This window comes from Plebeiibacterium sediminum (genome assembly GCF_026013605.1).
GTDB lineage: Bacteria > Bacteroidota > Bacteroidia > Bacteroidales > Marinilabiliaceae > Saccharicrinis > Saccharicrinis sediminus.
On record NZ_JAPDPJ010000052.1, the window covers coordinates 23,188 to 46,658 of the forward strand.

Genomic DNA, 23,471 nt, shown 5'->3' on the forward strand with positions numbered 1-23,471 from the left:
AACAAACTATCCACAATCGCCCATCCCCTATTTATAAACATTTACCAAATAATTATTAACTATTTGTTAAAAATCCATTCCAGTATTTGTAAAGTACTTTCTACATTTTGAATTTTTGCTGATAACTCAATGTTATTTTATCAATTTCTTTATCGATATCTCCAGCACCCATCATTAACAATACCTCAGGATTCAAGTCTTTAATTTCATTTAATAAATTGTCCTTAGTTGAAATGCTTTTCTGATCTAATTCAACCAAATCCAATATCATTTTTGAAGAAACACCCTCCATTGGTAATTCTCTGGCTGGATAAATATCCAACATAATCAACTCATCCAACATGCTCAAAGATTTAGCAAATTCCTTGTGAAAATCATTAGTCCTGGAAAACAAATGTGGCTGAAATACACCTGTAATTCTTTGTTCTGGATATAATGCCCTCACGGACTTGATTGTTGCTTTTATTTCTTCAGGATGATGCGCGTAATCATCAATTAAAATAAGCTGATCTGTTTTTAAGCGAATATCAAATCGTCTTCTAATCCCTTTAAATTCTGGTAACGATTTTTGAATTTCATCATACTTTACCCCTGAAAGAATTGCCGCTGAACAGGCTCCGACAGCATTTTCAACATTAACCAAAGCAGGAATACCTAATTTAAGATTCTGATATTTTTCATTGGGTGTTACCAGATCAAACACATACAACCCTTGATCCAAGCGAATGTTTTCAGCAAAAAAATCAGCCTTGGTATTATTCATTGAATAGGTATAATGCCTTACATCAGTTCTTGATTCAAAATCCAAATCAACTTCTAACTTACTTAGTAAAATTCCTTCATCCTTAACCAATGTTGAAAACTCCTTAAACGAAGATTTAACAGAAGTATCATCTCCATATATGTCCAGATGATCTGCATCCGCTGAAGAAATCAATGCTAAATAGGGTGTTAACTGCAAAAAAGACCGATCGAATTCATCAGCTTCCAAAACCACATAATCAGAGGTTTCAGACAACAACAAGTTCGTTTTATAATTTTGTGATACTCCACCTAAAAAAGCACTACAATCCACCTCAGACTGTTTCAACAAATGGGAAATCATTGTTGAAATAGTGGTTTTTCCATGGGTTCCGGCAACACAAACCCCTTTATGCTCTCTTGTTAATATACCAAGCACCTGCGATCTCTTTTTTACATCAAAACCATTATTTATGAAATAATTAAGCTCTTGATGATCTTTGGGTATCGCCGGGGTAAACACAACCAAAGTATTGCTCGGATTTTTATATTCTTCTTTTATTAAACTGATGTCATCTTCAAAATGAATTCCAATTCCTTCACTTTCAAGTTCTGAAGTTAATAATGTTGGAGTACGATCATATCCCTCTACATTAAAACCATTAGCTTTAAAGTAACGAGCCAGGGCACTCATTCCAATACCTCCAATCCCTACAAAATATACACTTTGAATTTTATTTAACTCCATTATAACAGTTTCAATAATTCGTCAACAATTTCATTGGCTGCATTTGGTTTTGCAAATTTGATTACATTTTGCATTAAGTTTTCTGCGGTCTCCTCATTCTTAACCAAATCAACCACCTCATTCACAAGCTTTTCTTTAACCTCTGCATCCTTAACCATCACCGCAGCTCCTTCTTTTACCAATGCCATTGCATTTTTTGTCTGATGATCTTCAGACACATTGGGAGAAGGAACAAAAATGGCTGCTTTTTTTAATAAGGCCATTTCTGAAATAGATGATGCTCCTGCTCGTGAGACTACAACATCTGCTAAAGAAAAGGCGGCTTCCATTTTATCCACAAAAGCCAATATTTTTATATGATCGTTCTCCTGAACCTGAGATTTAATTTGATCGTAATAATACTTTCCGGTTTGCCAAATCAGTTGAATACCCTGATCCAACAATGTTTGATACCCTTCTAATATGCCTTCATTTATGGTACGTGCCCCAAGACTACCTCCTGTTACAAAAACCACTTTCTTTTCAGGATTCAATCCAAAATATTTTGCAGCTTCTGTTCTATCAACTTTTTTCAATAGGTTTTGTCTGACTGGATTGCCTGTTAGCACAATTTTTTCAGCAGGAAAAAAACGTTCCATCTCAGGATAAGCAACACATATTTTGCTTACTTTTTTTGAGAGAATTCGATTCGTTACTCCCGGAAATGAATTTTGCTCCTGAATAACACAAGGAATATTTTTATTGGATGCAACTCTTAGTACAGGTCCACTTGCATACCCTCCAACGCCAACAACTACATCCGGATTAAAATCTTTAACTACTTTACGAGCCTTAAGCATACTTGCTGCGAGCTTAAAAAAGAATGTAATATTTTTATATGTCAACCGTCTTTGAAAACCAGCAACAGGAAGACCTACAATTTTATATCCTGCAGCAGGAACTTTTTCCATCTCCATCTTTCCCTCAGCTCCTACAAATAGTATTTCAGTACTACTATCACGTTCCATTAAAGCATTTGCTATTGACACTGCAGGAAAAATATGACCTCCTGTTCCTCCTCCGCTTATAATTACTTTCATTCGATTATAGATTAAAGATTAAAAGATAAGAGAAAACAAGCTTAGGAATATGCTTCCTTGTGAGCTTCCTCTTTTAATCGTTGTGCCTCTTCCATATTATTACGGCTCACACACAATATCGCACCCATTGCAACACAGGTAAATAATATTGATGTTCCTCCCATACTTACCAAAGGTAATGGCTGTCCTGTAACCGGGAATATACCAACTGCAACTCCCATATTAAAGAAACCTTGAAATACCAGCAAGTATGATAAACCTATAGCTAAAAATGCCGGAAATGTTCTTGTACTTCCTCTGACTATTACACCAGCCCTGAAGAGAAAAACCACATAACACATCACAATTAAAAGTGCACCAATTACACCCCATTCTTCAACTATTATGGCAAAGATAAAATCACTATATGGGTGAGGCAAAAAATTTCTCTGTTTACTATTTCCTGGTCCTTTTCCTAAAATACCACCGGTTGCCACAGCCATTTGCGACATGCGAGCCTGATAATTTCCGTCGGAATCATCATCAACACCCTCTCCTCCCATGAAATTCTCAATCCTTGTTTTCCAGGTTTCTGCACGATGCAAAAAAGGTAAATAAGGAGAAGCTAATATCATTATGGTAACAACCATAACTACAACAGCAACTGTACCTCCTAAAAACCTCATCGGAACACGACCAACAAACATCATTAAAAAGGCTATAAAACCAATTAGGAAGGCGGTTGAAAAATCTTCTGTAAATATCAAACCACATACTAAACCTACATATACAATTATAGGTCGAAAAGCATCTCTGGCTCCATAATCAGCATCCTGATGCCGCGCTAGAGTTCGGGCTATATAGATGATTAAGGCCAATTTTGCTAACTCTGAGGGCTGAAAAGACAATCCAATACCGGGGACTGTTAACCAACGAGAAGCCTGGTTCAGACTCATCCCTGTAACCAAGGTAACAAATAACAGCACAATTGAAACCCACAACAGCAAGGTAGCATACTTTGCAAACACCTTATAATCCATCTGATGAATTCCCCAAATTAAAGCAATACCAACCATTAAAAACACAAAGTGCTTAAACATATAATAATAGGTATTACCTCCCTGGTATTTATACGCCAAAGAACCTGTTGAGCTATAAACAGCCAACAAGGAGATTGCAGCCAATACTGCAATCACTGCCCATAGGATAGGATCTCCTTTAAAATATTTTTGAAGCGTACTCTTTAATCCCATATTATAAATTCCTTACGCACTCCTTAAATTCGCGACCCCGATGTTCGTAGCTATCGAATAAATCAAAGCTTGCACAAGCCGGTGACAATAAAATTGTATCTCCTTTTTCGCCTAAGTAGTAGGCTGATTTAACAGCTTCATGCATAGAACCACACTCCACTATAGTAGGAATAACACCCTGAAAATTATCAAGCAACTTCTTATTATCAACACCCAAACAAATTAAAGCTTTCACTTTTTGTCCGGCAAGTTGCATCAACTCACTATAATCATTTCCTTTATCAACACCTCCGGCAATCCAAATAACATCCGTTTTCATGCTTTCCAGTGCATACCAGGTTGAATTAACATTAGTAGCCTTTGAGTCATTGATAAATTCCATTCCTCTTACAGAAAGAACCCTTTCTAAACGATGCTCCACACCTTTAAAACTAATAAGACTCTCTCTTATCGCAGGCTTTCTGATTTGAAACAGACGTGCAACAATTCCTGCAGCCATCGTATTGTATCGATTATGCTGACCTTGTATTGCTAATTGCTCTGTAAATACACTCATAACATCCTCCTTTACTTTAATTTGGATTTCATCATTATGACAAAAGGCTCCCGCTCTAACTTCAGTTACATTTGAAAAAGGATACTGACGAGCCTTTATTTCTCTTCTTTCCAGTTCCTTTGTAATATTTTCATCATCCAGACAGTAAATAAAAGCATCCTCTTCCGTTTGGTTTTGAATAACTCTGAATTTACTTTGGATATAATTCTCCATCTTATATTCGTACCTGTCTAAATGATCAGGTGTGATATTCATTAAAATGGCGATATCTGCTCTAAATTGATACATCCCATCCAACTGAAAACTGCTCAATTCCAGAACATACCATTCTTTATCGTCTGCCTCTGCCACCTGACGGGCCAAACTCTGACCAATATTTCCGGCTAAACCAACATTTATACCTGCATTTTTTAATATATGATAGGTTAACAATGTGGTGGTTGTTTTTCCATTACTTCCTGTAATACAAACATATTTAGCTTTACTATATCGAGCAGCAAACTCAATTTCAGAAACAATCTCAATCCCCTTCTCTCTTAACGCCACTAACATTGCCACTTTATCAGGAATTCCAGGACTCTTAACAACGATATCTGCATTAAAGATAAGCTCTTCACTATGTTTCTTTTCTTCGTAAGATATACCCGCATCATCCAACTCTCTCCTGAAATTATCTTTGATTTCAGATAGATCGGATACAAACGTATCAAAGCCAAGTTTTTTTGAAAGCAAAGCTGCGCCAACACCACTTTCTCCTGCTCCTAATATGACAACTCTTTTATTCATTTATCAATTGTGATATTATCTGATTTTCAATGTTACTATCGCTAAAACAGCCAACAATATTCCAACAATCCAGAATCTTGTTACAATTTTTGACTCTGTATATCCCTTCTTTTGATAATGATGATGCAATGGAGCCATCTTGAAGATACGTCTTCCTTCTCCATATTTCTTTTTGGTATACTTAAACCAGGAAACCTGCATCATTACTGAGATATTTTCTACCAGGAAGATGCCACACAAAATAGGAATCAACAATTCTGTTTTGATGATAATTGCAAAAACCGCAATAATTCCTCCAAGGGTTAAACTTCCTGTATCGCCCATAAACACCTGAGCTGGAAAAGAGTTATACCATAAAAATCCAATGGTTGCTCCAATAAAAGCGGCCATAAAAATTACCAATTCCTCTGATTGAGGGATATACATTATATTTAAATAATCTGCCCAAACCGTGTTACTGGAAACATATGCAAGAATTCCAAGTGTTGTACCTATTATGGCAGACGTTCCTGTTGCAAGACCATCCAATCCATCTGTCATATTAGCTCCATTTGATACTGCAGTGATTATAAATATAACGGCCAAAATAAATACAACCCATCCCCAGGACGCTGCACTCTCACCCATAAAACTTACAAACCATGCATAATCAAAACGGTTGTTTTTCATAAACGGGATAGTAGTTTTGGTACTTTTCACGTCAATCGTTACAGGTCTTACTTCAGTACTTCCATCTTCCATCTGAACAACTACAGTTTCATTTGGAACTTTTTCTCTAACCACTACCGAATCATTAAAATAAAGGGTTAATCCAACAATTAGTCCTAAACCAATTTGCCCAACAATCTTAAATCGTCCTGCCAATCCCTCTTTGTTTTTCTTAAAAACCTTGATGTAATCATCTAAGAAGCCAATTGTTCCCAACCATAATGTGGACACAATCATTAAAATAACATATACATTATCTAGCTTTCCGAACAATAATGTTGGAATAAGAATAGATGCAATAATAATAAGACCTCCCATGGTAGGAGTTCCTTTTTTCTGATACTGTCCTTCCAAATCCAAATCACGAACAACCTCTCCGATTTGCTTCTTTTGAAGCTTCTTTATCACTTGCTTTCCAAAAATCGTCCCTATCAATAAGGAAAAGATCACGGCCATTCCCGAACGAAAAGAAATATATTGAAACATCCCTGCTCCCGGAAAATCAAACTTCTCAAGATATTCAAAAAGATAGTACAACATTTATATACAGATATTAAAATATTAGATAATTATTTAACCTTAAAACTTATTTTATTGTAGCATTTCAAAAATCTCTTTAATAACCTCTCTGTCATCAAAGTGATGTTTTACACCATTTATTTCCTGATAGTCTTCATGTCCTTTTCCTGCTACCAGGATAATATCACCCCTTTTACAAAGCATAACCGCAGTTTTTATAGCTTCTTTTCTATCCGCTATCGAAACCACTTTTATCCTGTTCTTAAACTCAACACCCTCCATCATATCATCAATAATTGCTTGAGGATTTTCAGAGCGAGGATTGTCTGATGTTAAAATAACACGAGTACTTCCTAATACTGAAACTTTAGCCATTTCTGGCCTTTTTGTTTTATCTCTGTCTCCACCAGCTCCAACTACAGTTATCAACTCTTGTCCAAATTGGCGGATCTGATTAATCGTTTCTATTACATTCTTTAATGCATCTGGCGTATGCGCATAATCAACAACTGCAGTAATTCCATTAGCTGAACGTATTGTCTGAAATCTCCCATCTACAGAATGCAATCGACTTAGAGAAAGCAGTACTTCATCATGTGGTTGCCCCAACGAAATAGCAGCTCCATAAACAGCTAAAAGATTCTGAGCATTGAACCGACCAATGAAAGGAGTCCATACCTCACTGTTATTAATCATCAATTGCATTCCTTCAAACATACTTTCAATAATTTTAGCTTTAAAATCAGCCATACTTCTTACTGAATATGTTTTGATATCGGCCTTACAGTTCTGCACCATCACCAATCCATTTTTATCATCAGTATTTACTAATGCAAAGGCATTTTTTGATAAGTGATCAAAGAACTTTTTCTTAGCTTTTATATAGGCATCAAAAGTTTTATGATAATCTAAATGATCATGAGTCAGATTGGTAAAAATTCCACCTTTATACTTTAAACCAGCAATACGCTGCTGATCTATAGCATGCGAACTCACCTCCATAAAACAATAACGACAACCAGCATCAACCATCTGACGCATGATTTTATTTAAAGCAACCGGATCCGGAGTTGTATGAGTGGATGGCAATTTTTCAGCACCAATAAAATTTGCAACAGTACTAAACAAACCAGATTCAAATCCCATTCCTCTAAAAAGCTCATACAACAAGGTTGCAATGGTGGTTTTTCCATTCGTTCCTGTCACTCCGACTAATTCCAACTCTTCAGATGGATTTCCATAAAACCCTGAAGCAATTTCGCCTAAGGCTTTAGCTGAATCCTCAACTACTATAAATGGAATATTTTCATATTCTTCCTCTGGTAAATGCTCACAAACAATTGCATTACATCCGCTAACAATTGCTTTTGATATATAGTTATGTCCATCAACATGAACACCTTTGACTGCCACAAACAAAGTTCCTTCAACTGCTTGCCTGGAATCAAAAACAATCTCGTTAAAAGCAACCTCGGAATTACCCTTAAGCTCTTTAACTTTTGTCCACTCTTGTATATGACCTATATTTACCATGCTAACCTAACTTTATAAATATTCTTGTTCCTGATTTCAACCTGCTGCCTGCAGTTACAGACTGCTCAACCACTCTACCTCTTCCTGAAACAATCACTTTTAAACCCATATTTTCGAGCAATGAAACTGCATCTTTTGCTCCCATTCCTTTTACATTTGGCACTAAACCTTTCGAAAAGGTTTTTCTTGCAAACTCTACTTTATATTCCTGAGCTGTAGTTGAAATCCAATCTGAATTCACATCTTCACCTTCTACAGTTACATTTAAACGATCAAATACAGTTTGTAAATCCTCCTTTGTTCCTCCTTTTGAATAGGGTAAAACACCTGAATCAGGGACTTTTTCAACTCGTTCATCCATCATTTCAAGGCTCGTTGCATATACCCGATCTGCAATATCTTTAAAAACAGTACCTGCTACTACATTTCCATAATACACATTATTTGATGGTCCGTTTACCACAACAATGCATGAATATTTAGGTCTGTCGGCAGGAAAATAACCCGCAAAAGAAGCCTGATACTCAACACCACTTCCACCTTTATAACCACTGGAACCTTTTGCTATTTGAGCAGTACCTGTTTTACCCGCAATTTTATAATTGTCGTTTTTAAGATTCTGTGCCGTTCCATGTTCTACCACTCCAACTAATAACTCATGGACTTTTTCAATAGTCGACAATGAGCAAATAGAAGGATTTATAACTGTTGGCTCAAATGACTCAGTAAGCTCTCCATGCCTGTAAACTCCTTTAACAAAATGAGGTTTAACCATTTTACCATTATTAGCCACTGCATTATAAAATGTAAGAATCTGCAAAGGAGTTAACTGTGATTCATAGCCAATAGAAATCCAAGGCAAAGAAACTCCTGACCAGGTATCAGATCCCGGATATTTAATAAATGGTTCTCCTTCCCCTTTAATCTCTAATCCGTTTTTCTGATTTAATCCCATGGAATAAATTCTGTCAATGTATTTCTTTGGATTAGATTTATAGCGATCTACAATCATTTTTGAAACACCCACATTGGACGATTTCTCAAAAACCTGACGATAGGTAATTTTTCCAAATCCTCCATGATGACTATCCCTCATCACTCTATCATAAAACTTACAATAGCCTTTTCCTGTATCTATTGAATCATCCAGATTCAGCAATCCATCTTCCAAAGCCACCATCATACTAACCAACTTAAATGTTGATCCCGGCTCAGTAGCTTCACCAATGGCATAGTTAAAATAGTCCTCGACATAATTCCCGGGACTTTGTCTATACAAGTTTACAATAGCCTTAATTTCTCCGGTTTGAACTTCCATTAAAATAGCAGAACCATGATCGGCATTATGCTTTACCAATTGTTGCTTTAAAGAATTCTCTGCAACATCCTGAATTTCGATATCAATAGAAGTAAGTATATCATTTCCATTTTGAGGCGGCATTACTTCCTCCGGCACCCAGTGACCCGAAATCCGGGTAAAAGTACTTACGCCATTCTTTCCTTTAAGAACATCGTCATAGGCTCTTTCCAAGCCAACCATACCACCTTTTTCTTTCTCCTCGTATAATTTCCCAATGGTACGAGATGCCAGTATACCAAATGGAAGTTTGCGCTGATCTAACATTTCAGGCAGGAATCCACCTGTATTTTTTCCTAATCTAAAAATTGGAAACTCCTTCACCTTTTTAAGTTCTGTAAAAGAAATTCTTCTTCTGTTAATCCTATAATATCTTTTATGCTTCTGTCTGGCACTAACCAAATCGCGCTTATAAGCACTTGTTGATTTATCTTTAAAAAAAGATGACAGACACAAACTTAGGCTATCAATATTTTCATTAAATATTTCATCAGTAAGTCCATGTGCCATCATATCCATATACAAACGATAACTCGGCACCGAACAAGCTAATTTCCTTCCATCACAAGCAAGTATATTTCCTCTATTCGCCTCTATTTCGCGCTCTTTACTAGTCATTACCTGCTCCATAGAACGCCATTTTTCGCCTTCTACAACCTGCAGGTATACCACCTTTCCAAAAACAACAATAGCCAGCACTACCAGTGCCAGATAAATAACACCAACCCTCCATGTTATGTCTCTCTTTATTGTCATTCTTCTTTAATACTTCCTTTTATATTGCTTATTTTTCTTTTCTAACTATTATTCTTCGGGGAGGTTCTGTTAATTCCTCAAGACTCACTCCCGCATCATTTACTTTTTGTAAAATCACCGACTGCTTGCTTATATACATCAGATCCGATGAAGTAGTAATTGCTTCAATTCTCAGTTCCTGTATTTCTTTATTTAAAACAGCAGCTTCTTTCAGTAACTTTTCAACCTTAAAATGATTTGATATATAAATAAATGCCAGTACAATTAAGAAGAGAAAAAAAGGCAACTGTTTTACTACAACCTCTCTGGTAAATATCCTTCCGGAGAGAAAGTCTCGTGCGGAAATCTTTCGAAAAGATTCATCGCCAGAACCTACAAATTCTTTTTCTTTCTTTTTTCCGGCCATAACTATTCTTTTTCTGCAATTCGTAGCTTAGCACTTCTTGATCGGGTATTTTCTTCCAACTCCTTTGCCGTTGGAAGAATTGGCTTACGTGTTACAGACTTGAACGGAACAATCGTTTTTCCGTAAAAATCCTGCTCTACCTGCGTTTGATCACAATCGCCAGTTTTCATAAAATTCTTTACCAAACGGTCTTCCAAAGAATGATACGAAATGACAACCAATCGACCTTCCGGAGCCAATACATCTTTTGTCTGCATTAGCATTTCCTTTAGGGCCTCCATTTCACGGTTCACTTCAATTCTAAGTGCTTGAAATACCTTAGCCAAAAATTTATTTTTTTCACGAGATGGAACACAAGGCTCAACTAATTCCAATAAATCAGAAATCATTTTAAATGAAGATGACTGACGATAAGACAAAATTCCTCGCACTAATTTGCCGGCATTTTTTATTTCTCCATAGTTCTTAAATATCCTGAACAGATCATTTTCTTCATATTCATTCAAGATATCATCTGCACGTAATGCAGACTGCTTATTCATGCGCATATCCAACTCTCCTTCAAAACGAAATGAGAATCCTCGTTCCGGAGTATCAAAATGATGAGAAGAAACGCCCAAGTCAGCTAATATTCCATCAACATGATCAATATTCAGATAGCGCAGAAAATGCTTTAAGTAACGAAAGTTATGACGAACAAAAATAAGTCGTTCATCATCAGGTCGATTTTCATAAGCATCCTCGTCCTGATCAAAAACGATCATTTTGCCACCCTTAAGGTGTTTTAATATTTCTTTAGTATGGCCTCCACCTCCAAAAGTAACATCTACATAAATGCCATTTTCTTTCAGGTTTAAACCATCTATACATTCTTTCAGTAAAACTGGTACATGATATACTTCTCCCATTATTCAACCTCCCTTTCTTTAAAGTCAGTATTCCCCAAAATCTTTTCAGCCATCAATGCCAATTCTCCTTCTGTCATTTCTTCACCCTCATAAACAGCCTTACTCCACAATTCAATTTTATTATCAACGCCAACCAAAACAAGTTCTTTTGGCAAACTAATCTTCTCTAACAACCTTTTAGGCAACAACATTCTGCCATTTCCATCAAAAGTTACCTCAGCCGCACCTCGAAAATATTGTCTGTAAAATTTATTTTCTGCCCGGTTATACATATTTATCCGGGCCCTTATTTTATTCATTTCCTCTTCCCAATCAGGATATGGAGATAAGATCAAACAATCATCAAACAAATCCTTCCTCACCACAAAACGGTTCTCTTCCATGGCGTTCATCACCTTTTTAAAAAGAGAAGGCAATACAATCCGTCCTTTAGCATCTGCTTTACAAACAAAATCACCTATAAATGTGGCCATTACGATTGCGGATTATTTTCGGTAAAAATAAAACTTTTTTAAACCACAATCAACCACTTCACTCCACTTTCTTACACATTGTTAATAAGTTTTTTCTGTTTTTATTCCAAAATCAGGCGCTATACTTTGATGGCAGTACAAAAGTAAAATCAAAAATTATTGTCAATTTAATCAGGCTGTTTAGTATTTTTTTTCTAAACTTGACAATTCATTAAAAACACGCATGGAGGAACAAAACAAAAAGACTATTACAATTGATGTTGAAAAAGTTTTTAAGGAAAAGAATGCCGGGCTTTACAAAATATTACCAAAGTTCATTTTTTCCTACCTTAAAAAAGTAATTCATCAGGATAGTTTAAATCATATATTGAATAAACATCCGGATAGTTACAACGTTGATTTCGGGGAAGAATGCAAAAAACTTTTTGGGGTAACAAGTTCAACTGAGGGGCTGGATAAAATACCAAAAGACGGACGCTACCTTTTTGTTGCCAATCACCCACTTGGAGGGTTGGATGGAATTATTTTTATGACTGAAGTTGGAAAAGTTTTTCCTGACATAAAATTTCCTGTGAATGATATTTTATTGCAAATTGGTCGTTTTAACGATATTTTTGTTCCTATCAATAAACATGGTGGACAAGCTAAAAATGCAGCCATTCAAATTGAAAATGCATTTCAGTCCGAGTCACAAATGCTGTTTTTTCCAGCTGGGTTAGTTTCCAGAAAACAAGGAAACGTTATTAAAGATTTGGATTGGAAACCTGCATTTATAAAAAAAGCAATTAAGCATAAACGCGATATTGTTCCGGTTTATATCAGTGGCAATAATTCTAAATTTTTCTATAACCTTTCCAGGTTCAGAAAACTGTTTGGTATTAAAGCCAACCTAGAAATGCTTTATCTTGTTGATGAAATGTTTAAGTTTAAAAACAGGAATGTAAAGCTCACATTCGGAGATCCAATACCTTGGGAAACCGTTCAAAAAAATGGCTCAGCAAAAGAATGGGCCGAAAAAATAAAAGAAACAGTCTACAGCTTACCAAAATTAATTTAATTTTGTAGCGCAATTTATCTATAGTTATTTACATGGATTCTATAAAACCTATTATTGCACCGGTTGAAAAGTCTAAACTGGAAGCAGAGTTAACAAAAGAAAGATTTGTTCGCAACACGAATAAAGGGGGCAACAAAATTTACGACTTTAAAGGAAACGAAGCTCCAAACTTAATGAATGAAGTAGGACGCTTGAGAGAAGAATCATTTCGTCAAGCAGGAGGTGGAACCGGAAAAGAAGCAGATATTGATGATTACGATTTAGCAGAAGTACCATACAGACAATTAATTGTTTGGGATCCTGTTGAAAAAGAAATATTGGGAGGATACCGTTATATCATGGGAAATACAATCCCAAGAGATAAAGATGGTAATGTAAAATTAGCCACTTCCAGACTTTTTCATTTCTCAAAGAAGTTTTTGGATGAATATCTTCCTCATACGATAGAATTGGGCAGATCATTTGTTCAACCACAATATCAGAGTAGCAAACAAGGAGCAAAAAGTTTATTTGCCCTGGATAATCTTTGGGATGGATTAGGATCGTTGATCGTGAATCATCCTGAAATGAAGTATTTCTTTGGTAAAGTTACCATGTATACGCATTTCAATCAGGAAGCAAGAGATCTTATCCTTAGCTTTATGAACAAGTACTTTGGAGACCCTGATAAACTGCTTTACCCTCTTGACGAATTTAAGGTGAAGATAAGTCTGACTCAGGAAAGAGTAAATGAAATATTCAAAGGTCCTACATTTGTTGAGGATTATAAAATATTAAATCGTTTGGTGAGAGAACTAGGAGAATCTATTCCACCATTGGTTAATGCATACATGAATCTTTCTCCTTCAATGAGATCATTTGGAACAGCTGTGAATGACCGATTTGGTGATGTTGAAGAAACTGGTATTATTATTACCATCAACGAGTTCAACAAAGCAAAAACAGAACGACACGTTGAAACTTATAATCCTAACGAGCCTCACGATTAACAACATTGTTTTTCAAGTAAAACCAATTATATAAAGAAACGCGATCAAAAATGTTTGGTCGCGTTTTTTTTTATTTATTCCTGACAAACCTTTTGCATAATGAAAATTCCGAAATATCTTTATGATGCATAAGTCGCTTTATCAACTTTTAGAATTAATGACCTTTAGGCCTCAATTAAAAATTAAGTTATGACAACAAAATACCTAATCTTCATTTTCGCTGCATTTACTTTTATCTTTAATCAAAATGCAATTTCTCAAAATAAAACCAAAGATCCTTTTGAAAAACTCAATAGAAAATATGAGGCCCGATTGAATAAAATGAATGCCGACTATCAGGGCAGATTAGAAAAAATGCAACAAGAATACGACGAACATCTAAAAAGTATGAATGAGGCATTTAAAAATTATCTGAAAGGTAACTTTGAAGAAGTTGATCAAAGCGAAAGTCAGGTAAAACCTGTGGAAGTACCCAAACCAATTGATCAACCCGTTTTTCAACCTATAACAACAGCTTCACCAAATAAAAAACCAGCTCCAATACCGGAACCTATTGTTCCTAAAATAGCTTTAGCTGAAGCTCCGGCATATTCTATTGCGCCGATTATACAACTACCTGAAGATGCTGAAAACTATATTCAGGAATTAAATATCGACTTTTTTGGAAGCAATGCTGCTCTTAAATTTGATTCACGCACCGAATCACTTCAGTTAGCATCTGTTAAACCAGAAAGTTTTGCCAACTATTGGACAAATTTCACAAATACCTATTATCAATCTTACCTTGAATCACTGGTTAGTTACGCATCTGAAACAAACCTTAATGACTGGGGAATATATCAACTTATAGACAAATCGGCTAAAAAACTTTTCACATCATCCAATAATCAGGAAATGTGGAAATGGGCTATATTAAATCAGGCTGGTTATCAGGCCAAAATCGGATACAACGGAAACACAGTTTGTCTTATGCTTCCTTTTATGCAGGAAGTATACGAAAAACCATATTACCACATTAGTGGATATAACTATTACTTAATTGACAACAAACTAGGGAATAAAAGTTTATATACTTATGAAGATAATTTTGGAGGAGCTACTAAAACCATAGATCTTTACCTTCCTTATGCCTTAAATTTTAACAACCCGAACAACATTGTTACCAAAAAAACTACACTACCTAACGAAAAGTCTCCGTTAGTACTTGAATTAGACAAAACTACAATGGCATTTCTGGCTAGCTATCCGCAAACAAGCAATACGGTATATTTAAATGCTGCCATATCAGGTAAAGTTAAAGATGCACTTTACGATTATATTAAACCCAGAATAAATGGAATGAGTGAAACAGAAGCTGTAACCTATTTATTGAACTACCTGCACCACTCGTTCGAATACAAAACCGACAGAGATCAGTTTGGAAAAGAGAAGATGTTTTTTCCTGATGAAATATTTTATTATCCATATTCAGATTGTGAAGACAGAACCGTTTTGTTTACAAGGTTAGTAAATGACCTGCTTGGACTGGATGTTGTTGCATTAACTTATTTTAGTCATATGGCTGCCGCAGTATCATTCTCTGAACCAGTAGAAGGATACAATTTTTTAGTTGGAGATAAAAACTATACTATCTGCGATCCAACCTACATTAACGCCCCTATTGGTTCTGTAATGCCTGAATATAAAGATTACACTCCTATTGCCATAAAGATCAATAACAACAATGAGTCGAATAACATGTGGCAAATGATTGCGCAGAGTCTGGAAAAGAATAACGTAGGAAATATCTATATCAGCGACAGAATGATTTCAGAAAATGGGAAATACATCGTTTCAGGCTGGTATAACAATTCGGTGCAAATTGGAGATAAGAATTTTACAGCGTCTAATAATACGCGTGATTTGTGGTTTGCTTCATTTAAAAACACAGGAGATATAGAATGGTTTTTACCTGTAAACTGTTCCGATTATGGATTTACCCAGGCTTTTAACGTTGGTAAAAAAGGCAATACATACGCTTTAATTAATTACACAGGAACAATTGATATTAACAATAGAACAGTTGGAAAAAGCAACCATTCGGCTCATTTGATTTTAGGAATTTCAAACAGTGCACAAACCATACTACATGAAAACATTGATTTTGAAGCTCCAGAAGGACAAAAACTTGCCTTTTACGGGAAATACAAACCTGATGGAACAAAGGTTGATTTGGTTTCATTCCCTACAGATAAAGTACGTTTTGATTCAAAAATTACTGTAGACTCACAAAATGATGTGGTAGTAAGAGGAATTGTAGGCGAAATTGAAGGCTTAACTAAAGATGTTCCAATCACACTAAGCTCCAGCACCTACAATCCAGAAGTACAACTTGAATCATATATTAAGGATTACAAAGCACAAGCCTACAATAAACACATGGCATCATTGTTTGCTGCCATAAAAATACTCTCACAAAACGGAGCTAGTTTTAGTGGATTAAATGTGCGGAACCTTATTAGTAAAAACAACCCAAGCTTTCCGAAAAACAATCCTAATATGTATGAAAGTCTTTTACGAATGCAGTTTGTTGTTAATAAAGGAGGTATTGTAAAGATTGAAACCTATAAAGGAAAGAAAATTTCTCTTGATGCCATGAGTATTCAGAACAATGCTAACATGCAAATTATCAACACCTCTGCAGAGGGATATAAACTTAACTTTTTAAATGGAGTGGAAGTTGGAAAAGCTATTATATGGTATGATTTAAATTCAATTACACTTAACAAAAACGGATCTTTAGTTTTTGACTATGATGATGATCACACCAAAAAGGAAGTGAAAATTGAGGAAATCATTGATTAATACAATCCGTTCATTCTAACCAGATTGATCTATTGATCATTACCAAACCTGACCATAATTTTTTGAATAATAAACCCCAAATTTATTTTTAACATATCATACCGTTTTATATCAGCAATAATCACTAATTTTCAGACCCAAACTTTTTGAACTCAAAAGTTAAACCTTACATGAAAATCAACCTAATTACGTTCCTGTTTCTATTTGGTCCTGTTTTTGGTTATGCCCAAAACAAAAAATCAGTAGATGCTATAAAATTATCAAAGCCACTAGCTATCGATGGCTATTTGAATGAACCAGAATATCAAGTTGCCTCACCTGCAAAAGATTTCTTTCAACTTCAGCCAAACAATGGAGAACCATCGTTTCAACCGTCAGAAGTTTATTTCTTTTACGATCAGAATGCCATTTATGTGGGTGCCATGCTTTACGACAATTCAACAGACAGCATATTCAATTACTTATCAAAACGTGACGACATCGGAATGTCTGACTATTTTGGAGTTTATTTCGATCCCTATAATGAAGGTCAGTTAGCTTATGGATTCTTTATTACACCAGCGGGAGTGCAAACAGACATGAAAGCCATTAAATCGGGTAATGATCAGGAAGATGGCAATTGGGATGCTGTATGGCAAAGCAAAACAAGAATTACTGACAGGGGCTGGGTCATTGAAATGAGAATTCCCTATTCTAATTTAAGGTTTCCGGAAAAAGACATACACACATGGGGTATGAATATGTTCCGAAATATCAGAAGATATAATTCTAACAATTCATGGAATTTCATCGATAGAAAAGTATCTGGTTTTATCCACCAACAAGGAACATTAAACGGAATTAAAGATATAAAACCGCCAGTAAGACTATCTTTCACACCATACGCTGCCACTTATTTCGAAACATCTAAAAATGGCTCAACAGATGTATTATATAAAGGAGGTATGGATGTTAAATACGGTATAAACGAAAGCTTCACCCTGGACATGATGCTCATTCCGGATTTTGGACAAATTCAATCCGATGATAAACAACTAAACCTTTCTCCCTACGAACTCTATTACAACGAAAAAAGGCAATTTTTTAATGAAGGTACAGAGCTATTTCAACGTGGTGATATATTCTATTCGCGTAGAATTGGAGGAACTCCTAAATTTTCGGATGAAGCAGAAGATCAACTAAAAGAAAATGAAATCATTGACTACAATCCAAGCAGTACCCGCTTAGCCAATGCCACAAAAATTTCAGGTAGAAATGATAAAGGACTGGGAGTTGGCTTTTTAAATGCCATGTCGCTACCGGCAAAAGCAGAAATATTAGACACCATCACTAAAGTAAAAAGAAAAATTGAAGTTCAGCCTTTTACAAACTACAACACGTTCGTTGTTGATAAAACACTTAATAACAACTCTTATATTAGTGTTATTAACACCAATATCACAATGGAAAATAATCCTTTCAGAGCAAACGTTACAGCATCTGAGTTTTTAATCCGCGATAAAAATAAAAAGTTTTCTATTGGTGGAAAAGGTGGAATCAGCTATAGAAAAACAAATTACCAAAATAAAGAAAATGGAGGTTATGCTCAATTGGAGCTAAAGAAGGATAAAGGTAGTTTGACTTATGGCATAGAACAATCATTCAGATCGAAAAATTTCAATCCCAACGACATGGGTTATCTTCAAAAGAATAACATTTTGAAATCGAATATCTGGACTGAATATGCATTAATTGATCCATTTTGGATTATGCGAGAAATGTATATTGGCTTTAACGGAGAATACGAAAGAATTGTGGATCCATCTGATAAACTAGGTACAGAAGTTGAAACATGGGCTTTCATTCGTTTCAAAAACAACAGTAGTTTTAGCTCAACCATAGGTATTAAATCAAAGCAAAACGACTACGATGAAACCAGAGTTGACAACAGATTCTACTTGAAACCTTACCACTTATATTATAATTATTATTACAGTTCCGACACCAGAAAAAACATCAACTATAACATTTACTTTGGAGGCTTTAATTACCCTCTAAACAATAATTCTGGTGAGTGGATAGGATTTACTACCAATGCACGACTTGGACAACACATTCGTTTGCAATATAATTTTAGAATCGATAATGAGTACAACGACAAAGGCTATGTAAATAAATCTGATGACGACTCAAATATTCAATTTGGAAATAGAGATGTGGAAGTTGTTGAAAACACGATTGAAATGGACTACACTTTCAACAATAAATTAAGTTTGGCATTTAGAAGCAGACACTACTGGTCGGGTGTTAAATACAATGCATTTTACACCTTACAAAACAACGGCAACCTATCTTCTGATAACACATATAACGAAAATCAGGATACAAACTATAATATATTTAATATCGACACTATTTTAAGATGGTATTTTGCTCCGGGCTCTGAACTTTCACTATCGTGGAAAAATGAAATATTTAACGACCAGGATTATGCTATATACGGAATAAACAACAACATCAAAGACACATTCGAGGCCACCTCTACGAACACATTATCACTAAAAATACTATATTACTTAGATTTTAATACCATAAAACACGCTTTTACTAACAAATAAAAGCTCATGTATATTTTTAGACTTATTATAAATAATATAAATTATTCATTTTTAATGAACTTCCTATTGATGTTTTTTGTTTTTTCACGACAATACCAGAACAAACAAAACAAATACTAACATTATGGCATTAATTGATTGGAAAGAGTCTTACGACTTGCACATTGAGATCATTGATCAACAGCATAAAACTTTAGCTGAGATGATTAATAAATTTTATGAAGAAATTACACAGAAATCCAACAAAGAATTAATTTCTGAGTTAATTCAAAACATGAAATCTTACACCCAAACTCATTTTTCCACAGAGGAAAATATGCTACACAATTCAAACTACGATGGCTTAATTGAGCACAAGGCCAAACACCAGGCTTTTATTGATAAAGTTACAGACTTAGAGGAACGTTTTAATAGTGGCAAAATGGTTCTGTCATTTGAGATCACAAACTTCCTGAAAGATTGGTTAATCACACACATTCAGAAAGAGGATAAAGAATATGTGAGTGCTGTAGTTGTTTAAACAATATATCGCACACTATTCTCATAAAACAAACTAAAAGATGTATCTTATCAAATAGAAAAAGAATTCATTTACACGATCTCTTTTTCTATTTGATGATGTATAAATAACCCATGATTTTTTAACTCAACCCAATTTCCCCCTTTAAAACACCACTTATTTCTTTAATTTTAATAAATTTAGACTAATTATATTTCAACTTAACACACTTACAAAATGAAAAAACTAATCTTACCTATTTTATTCTTAGGCATGTTTTCCTTTAGTTGCGGAAACAAAAAAGACCAACAAAAAGAAACTGCCGAAACCTCAGAAATCTCGAACCAGGCTATAGAAAAGATTGAAAAAGAAGCTGAAGTTATTGAAGAAAAGGTTGATAGTCTTAAAGCAGCAGCCGAAAAATTAGACAATTTATTAAACGATTTAGAATAAGGTTATGATCAGGATATTAGAAAAAACTACAACGCTTCTTCTTCCATTATTATTTATCGTAGCAACCACTTATGCCCAGCAAGGAGAAGGTAAGATGAAAGAAAAAATAGAGAAATCTATTCAAAAAGGTAAAGAAAAAACCAAAGAAGCTTTTGAGAAAGGAAAAGAAAAAGGGAAAGAGGGAAAGGAAAAAACAGAAGAAGTTGCCGAGCAAGTTAGTCAGGAAGTAAAGGAAAAAGCAAAAAAAGCAGAAGATAAAATTGAAGAGCTCGCTGAAAAAACAAAAGAGCAAGCTAAAGAAGGACATGCTTACGGAAAAGACAAAGCACTTCAGGGTAAAGAGTTTGGACAAGAAAGAGCTCAACAAGCAAAAATGCATAAAGAAGAAAAGAAAAAAGAACTCATCGAAACACTGACTAAAGGAGAGCAAAAAACAAAAGAGGCAAAAGAAAAAATCGAAACAGCCAAGGAAAAGCTAGCTAAAGAAAAGAAGAACCTTTCCGACGAAGAATATAAAGTAAAAAAGGAAAAGATAGAGAAAGCGGAAAAAGGTCTCAAGGAATTTGAAGAAAGAATAAAAAAAGAAAAGGCATCAATAGAAGAATAACATTTAAAACTGCCTGGTATGGCAGTTTTTTTTTGCCAATTTATGTAATCAATTCTTAACAGATTTAAGAATTGAGTCACACGAAAGGAGTATAAAACAGATGCTCAAATTCGAAAATATATGAGTTTTGTAAATTCCTTGCGACCCTAAAAACAAAAAATGAACGCATGAAAGAATATGATTTAATCGTAATAGGCTCCGGACCTGCAGGTTATTCATCTGCAATGAGAGCTTTAGATTACGGACTTAATATCTGTATAGTTGAAGGAGCACACCTGGGTGGTGCAGGAATAATGAATGGAGCATTGACCTCTAAAACCATGTATGAATTATCCATGGATTATGCAGTTGCAGCAAGAACAGACCGAGGATACAGATCAGGTAGTCTGAGTGTTGATTTTTCAAAAGTTATAAAAACAGTTGTTCATGCAGCAAAAGAGAAACAATATCAGATGTTAAGCCAGATAGAAACATTCTCATCTGAAAAATCAAAAAAAGGCTCTCTTACTCTGGAAAGAGGATGGGCTAAATTTCTTGATCCCTATACTGTTTCTGTTGAAAACGACAACGAGAAAAAACAAATCAAGGGTAAACACTTCATTATTGCAACAGGAGCCAAACCTCGACAAGCACCAGGATTAGAAATTGATCATGAAAGAATTATCAATTCCGATGACATTCTTAACCTGGAAAAATTTCCTGAACGAATGCTTATTATTGGATCCGGAATTATAGGTTGTGAATTTGCCACAATATTCAGCAATTTTAAACAAACCGAAGTTCACCTTCTGGATCGTGCCAATAGAGTTCTTCCGTACGAAGATGACGATGTAAGTGACTTTGTTGCTAAAAATCTGGAAGATAATGGAGTGATGGTTCACCATACTGCACATTTAAGAACCATAAAAAAACACCCTAACCATCTTGAAGTTATTCTCGATTATGATGCAGGACATAGCAAAGTTATTGAGGTTGATGTGGCTTTAGTTGCCATTGGTCGAGTTCCAAATACCGACAATTTAGGTTTAGAAAATATAGGTATTGAAACTACAGAAAGAGGAACCATAAGTATTTCTGACGAATGTGTTTTAAAAGATGGAGATAACCATTGCCATATATATGCAGCAGGAGACATTACCGGGCACACACAATTATATAGTGTTGCTGAGTTCCAGGGAAGATTAACTGCTGAAAAAATAGCTGCAACTCCTACTTATCTTCTTGACTATTCTAACATGTCAACTTTAATGTTTTTTAAACCAGAACTGGCTTCTGTTGGAATGAATGAGAAACAACTCAGAGCAAAAAACATTCCTCATAAAGTTGCTTATTACTCCAATCAATTAGTGAACAGAGCCATTGCGATGAGAAATACCAATGGATTTGTAAAGATTATTGTGAGTGATGATGATCAGCCAAAAATTTTAGGAATGAGAGCTGCTGGTCCACAAGCATCTGCTTATATTGTTTCTGTTGCTCACCTGATCAATCAAGGCAATAGCCTACAGGAGGTATTAAAAATATTTTATCCACACCCAAGCGTTTCTGAAGGAATACAAGAATGCCTGAGAACCTTAAGTGGTAAATCTATTTTTAAACCAGAAGCATTCCCTGATTTGATAAACTTTAAAGAATGGCAACCTGATAAACAATAAAATCATTTGTTTTCAGCATGTGATTATTTAATAAATGATACTCATGAAGAATATAAGAGTTTTAATGATATTAATGGTAGCTGTATTTATTTACCTGTCTACTCCTGACTATATTAAAAAAGCTCTTATATATCTATTTCCGGGAATTGAAGACTATAAAATATTTTATAACAGAGAAATTCCCGGTGACAATTCTATCCCATGGAATACGGCTCATGACTATATGAATACCGAACTCTTAAAACAAGAAAGAGATACACTGGAACACTACAAAACCGTTGCTTACTTAATTATTCAAAATGATTCTGTAGTTTACGAAGAATACTGGGATGGATACGATAAAAATTCTTTATCCAATTCTTTTTCTGCTTCAAAGAGTATTGTTTCCCTTTTAATTGGAGCTGCAATTCAAGATGGTTACATTAATAATATTAATCAATCAGTCTCTGAATTTATTCCTGAATTCAACGATGATTCTCACAATAAACTTTACATAAAGGATCTATTAACTATGAGTTCCGGTTTAAATTGGAACGAGAGCTATATCAATCCTTTTTCAATGACTACTCAAGCATATTATGGCGATAATATTAATGATTTAGTCCTAAATCTGAAGTTAATTGAAACACCTGGAGTTGAATTTAAATACCTAAGTGGAAACACACAACTTTTAGCTATTATCATTGAAAATGCAACAGGAAAGTCTCTTTCTGAATATGTACACGAAAAAATCTGGAAACCACTTGGTGCTACAAACACCGCATTATGGAGTTTAGACAGAAAAAACGGACATGAGAAAGCATACTGTTGCTTGAACAGCAATGCCAGAGATTTTGCACGAATTGGCAATATTATTTTAAACAATGGTGCAATTAATAACCTCAGTTCGATTCTAAAATAAGGCTAATTGATCAGACTTAATTTGCTCAACTTTAATAGCAGGTTTCTTTGGAAAAAATGAATAGGCT

General features: G+C 34.9%; 19 protein-coding genes. 9 read left to right on the top strand and 10 right to left on the bottom strand.

Going from position 1 to position 23,471, the window contains the following annotated elements:
• Positions 1–100: 100 nt before the first annotated feature.
• The 10 genes from murC to OM075_RS18180 are packed head-to-tail and all read right to left on the bottom strand — an operon-like array spanning position 101 to position 11,802.
• Positions 101–1,489, bottom strand: coding sequence for a UDP-N-acetylmuramate--L-alanine ligase (murC, locus tag OM075_RS18135; protein ID WP_301191956.1), 1,389 nt, complete (start codon positions 1,487–1,489; stop codon positions 101–103).
• Positions 1,489–2,568, bottom strand: coding sequence for an undecaprenyldiphospho-muramoylpentapeptide beta-N-acetylglucosaminyltransferase (gene murG, locus OM075_RS18140; RefSeq protein WP_301191957.1), 1,080 nt, complete (start codon positions 2,566–2,568; stop codon positions 1,489–1,491). The genes murC and murG overlap by 1 nt, the downstream gene beginning before the upstream one ends.
• 41 nt (positions 2,569–2,609) lie before the next feature.
• Positions 2,610–3,800, bottom strand: coding sequence for an FtsW/RodA/SpoVE family cell cycle protein (locus tag OM075_RS18145; RefSeq protein WP_301191958.1), 1,191 nt, complete (start codon positions 3,798–3,800; stop codon positions 2,610–2,612).
• A 1-nt stretch (position 3,801) separates the two neighbouring features.
• Positions 3,802–5,142 carry a UDP-N-acetylmuramoyl-L-alanine--D-glutamate ligase gene (murD, locus tag OM075_RS18150; RefSeq protein WP_301191959.1) on the bottom strand — a complete coding sequence of 447 codons (1,341 nt, stop codon included), beginning with the start codon at positions 5,140–5,142 and terminating at the stop codon, positions 3,802–3,804.
• A 15-nt stretch (positions 5,143–5,157) separates the two neighbouring features.
• A complete protein-coding gene (gene mraY, locus OM075_RS18155; RefSeq protein ID WP_301191960.1) occupies positions 5,158–6,390 on the bottom strand; it encodes a phospho-N-acetylmuramoyl-pentapeptide-transferase in 1,233 nt (410 codons plus the stop codon).
• A 51-nt stretch (positions 6,391–6,441) separates the two neighbouring features.
• On the bottom strand, positions 6,442–7,902 hold the full coding sequence (locus OM075_RS18160; RefSeq protein WP_301191961.1) for a UDP-N-acetylmuramoyl-L-alanyl-D-glutamate--2,6-diaminopimelate ligase: 1,461 nt from the start codon (positions 7,900–7,902) through the stop codon (positions 6,442–6,444).
• 1 nt (position 7,903) lies between these two features.
• Positions 7,904–10,015, bottom strand: a complete 2,112-nt coding sequence (locus OM075_RS18165) for a penicillin-binding protein (protein WP_301191962.1) — start codon at positions 10,013–10,015, stop codon at positions 7,904–7,906.
• 28 nt (positions 10,016–10,043) lie between these two features.
• The gene (locus tag OM075_RS18170) at positions 10,044–10,421 is read right to left on the bottom strand and encodes an FtsL-like putative cell division protein (RefSeq protein ID WP_301191963.1); all 378 of its coding nucleotides are present in this window, start codon (positions 10,419–10,421) and stop codon (positions 10,044–10,046) included.
• Positions 10,422–10,423: 2 nt separating this feature from the next.
• A complete protein-coding gene (rsmH, locus tag OM075_RS18175) occupies positions 10,424–11,329 on the bottom strand; it encodes a 16S rRNA (cytosine(1402)-N(4))-methyltransferase RsmH (RefSeq protein WP_301191964.1) in 906 nt (301 codons plus the stop codon).
• The gene (locus OM075_RS18180; protein WP_301191965.1) at positions 11,329–11,802 is read right to left on the bottom strand and encodes a division/cell wall cluster transcriptional repressor MraZ; all 474 of its coding nucleotides are present in this window, start codon (positions 11,800–11,802) and stop codon (positions 11,329–11,331) included. The genes rsmH and OM075_RS18180 overlap by 1 nt, the downstream gene beginning before the upstream one ends.
• Before the next feature lie 223 nt (positions 11,803–12,025).
• On the opposite strand from OM075_RS18180, the gene glsA reads away from it, so the two are divergent.
• The 9 genes from glsA to OM075_RS18225 all read left to right on the top strand — a co-directional run bounded on the left by glsA (position 12,026) and on the right by OM075_RS18225 (position 23,404).
• Entirely contained in the window at positions 12,026–12,859 is an 834-nt protein-coding gene (gene glsA, locus OM075_RS18185) for a lyso-glycine lipid O-acyltransferase GlsA (protein ID WP_301191966.1), read from the top strand.
• 32 nt (positions 12,860–12,891) lie between these two features.
• Positions 12,892–13,848, top strand: coding sequence for a glycine N(alpha)-acyltransferase GlsB (glsB, locus tag OM075_RS18190; RefSeq protein WP_301191967.1), 957 nt, complete (start codon positions 12,892–12,894; stop codon positions 13,846–13,848).
• A gap of 189 nt (positions 13,849–14,037) precedes the next feature.
• On the top strand, positions 14,038–16,692 hold the full coding sequence (locus OM075_RS18195; protein WP_301191968.1) for a hypothetical protein: 2,655 nt from the start codon (positions 14,038–14,040) through the stop codon (positions 16,690–16,692).
• Between the two features lie 170 nt (positions 16,693–16,862).
• The gene (locus tag OM075_RS18200; protein ID WP_301191969.1) at positions 16,863–19,289 is read left to right on the top strand and encodes a DUF5916 domain-containing protein; all 2,427 of its coding nucleotides are present in this window, start codon (positions 16,863–16,865) and stop codon (positions 19,287–19,289) included.
• Positions 19,290–19,413: 124 nt separating this feature from the next.
• Complete coding sequence (locus tag OM075_RS18205; protein ID WP_301191970.1) at positions 19,414–19,809, top strand: bacteriohemerythrin; 396 nt, start codon at positions 19,414–19,416, stop codon at positions 19,807–19,809.
• Positions 19,810–20,025: 216 nt separating this feature from the next.
• On the top strand, positions 20,026–20,241 hold the full coding sequence (locus OM075_RS18210) for a hypothetical protein (RefSeq protein WP_301191971.1): 216 nt from the start codon (positions 20,026–20,028) through the stop codon (positions 20,239–20,241).
• Between the two features lie 4 nt (positions 20,242–20,245).
• Complete coding sequence (locus OM075_RS18215; protein ID WP_301191972.1) at positions 20,246–20,848, top strand: hypothetical protein; 603 nt, start codon at positions 20,246–20,248, stop codon at positions 20,846–20,848.
• A 167-nt stretch (positions 20,849–21,015) separates the two neighbouring features.
• Entirely contained in the window at positions 21,016–22,503 is a 1,488-nt protein-coding gene (locus OM075_RS18220) for a dihydrolipoyl dehydrogenase family protein (protein WP_301191973.1), read from the top strand.
• A 43-nt stretch (positions 22,504–22,546) separates the two neighbouring features.
• Positions 22,547–23,404, top strand: a complete 858-nt coding sequence (locus OM075_RS18225) for a serine hydrolase domain-containing protein (RefSeq protein WP_301191974.1) — start codon at positions 22,547–22,549, stop codon at positions 23,402–23,404.
• Positions 23,405–23,471 lie beyond the last annotated feature (67 nt).

Bases quoted from the DNA above. Each gene is read 5' to 3' on its own strand.
- OM075_RS18200 (WP_301191969.1), top strand. From the start codon at position 16,863: ATGAAAATCAACCTAATTACGTTCCTGTTTCTATTTGGTCCTGTTTTT.
- murG (WP_301191957.1), bottom strand. From the start codon at position 2,568: ATGAAAGTAATTATAAGCGGAGGAGGAACAGGAGGTCATATTTTTCCT.
- OM075_RS18165 (WP_301191962.1), bottom strand. From the start codon at position 10,015: ATGACAATAAAGAGAGACATAACATGGAGGGTTGGTGTTATTTATCTG.
- glsA (WP_301191966.1), top strand. From the start codon at position 12,026: ATGGAGGAACAAAACAAAAAGACTATTACAATTGATGTTGAAAAAGTT.
- OM075_RS18215 (WP_301191972.1), top strand. From the start codon at position 20,246: ATGATCAGGATATTAGAAAAAACTACAACGCTTCTTCTTCCATTATTA.
- OM075_RS18195 (WP_301191968.1), top strand. From the start codon at position 14,038: ATGACAACAAAATACCTAATCTTCATTTTCGCTGCATTTACTTTTATC.
- rsmH (WP_301191964.1), bottom strand. From the start codon at position 11,329: ATGGGAGAAGTATATCATGTACCAGTTTTACTGAAAGAATGTATAGAT.
- OM075_RS18180 (WP_301191965.1), bottom strand. From the start codon at position 11,802: ATGGCCACATTTATAGGTGATTTTGTTTGTAAAGCAGATGCTAAAGGA.
- OM075_RS18220 (WP_301191973.1), top strand. From the start codon at position 21,016: ATGAAAGAATATGATTTAATCGTAATAGGCTCCGGACCTGCAGGTTAT.
- glsB (WP_301191967.1), top strand. From the start codon at position 12,892: ATGGATTCTATAAAACCTATTATTGCACCGGTTGAAAAGTCTAAACTG.
- OM075_RS18145 (WP_301191958.1), bottom strand. From the start codon at position 3,800: ATGGGATTAAAGAGTACGCTTCAAAAATATTTTAAAGGAGATCCTATC.
- OM075_RS18225 (WP_301191974.1), top strand. From the start codon at position 22,547: ATGAAGAATATAAGAGTTTTAATGATATTAATGGTAGCTGTATTTATT.
- murD (WP_301191959.1), bottom strand. From the start codon at position 5,142: ATGAATAAAAGAGTTGTCATATTAGGAGCAGGAGAAAGTGGTGTTGGC.
- OM075_RS18210 (WP_301191971.1), top strand. From the start codon at position 20,026: ATGAAAAAACTAATCTTACCTATTTTATTCTTAGGCATGTTTTCCTTT.
- OM075_RS18205 (WP_301191970.1), top strand. From the start codon at position 19,414: ATGGCATTAATTGATTGGAAAGAGTCTTACGACTTGCACATTGAGATC.
- murC (WP_301191956.1), bottom strand. From the start codon at position 1,489: ATGGAGTTAAATAAAATTCAAAGTGTATATTTTGTAGGGATTGGAGGT.
- OM075_RS18170 (WP_301191963.1), bottom strand. From the start codon at position 10,421: ATGGCCGGAAAAAAGAAAGAAAAAGAATTTGTAGGTTCTGGCGATGAA.
- OM075_RS18160 (WP_301191961.1), bottom strand. From the start codon at position 7,902: ATGGTAAATATAGGTCATATACAAGAGTGGACAAAAGTTAAAGAGCTT.
- mraY (WP_301191960.1), bottom strand. From the start codon at position 6,390: ATGTTGTACTATCTTTTTGAATATCTTGAGAAGTTTGATTTTCCGGGA.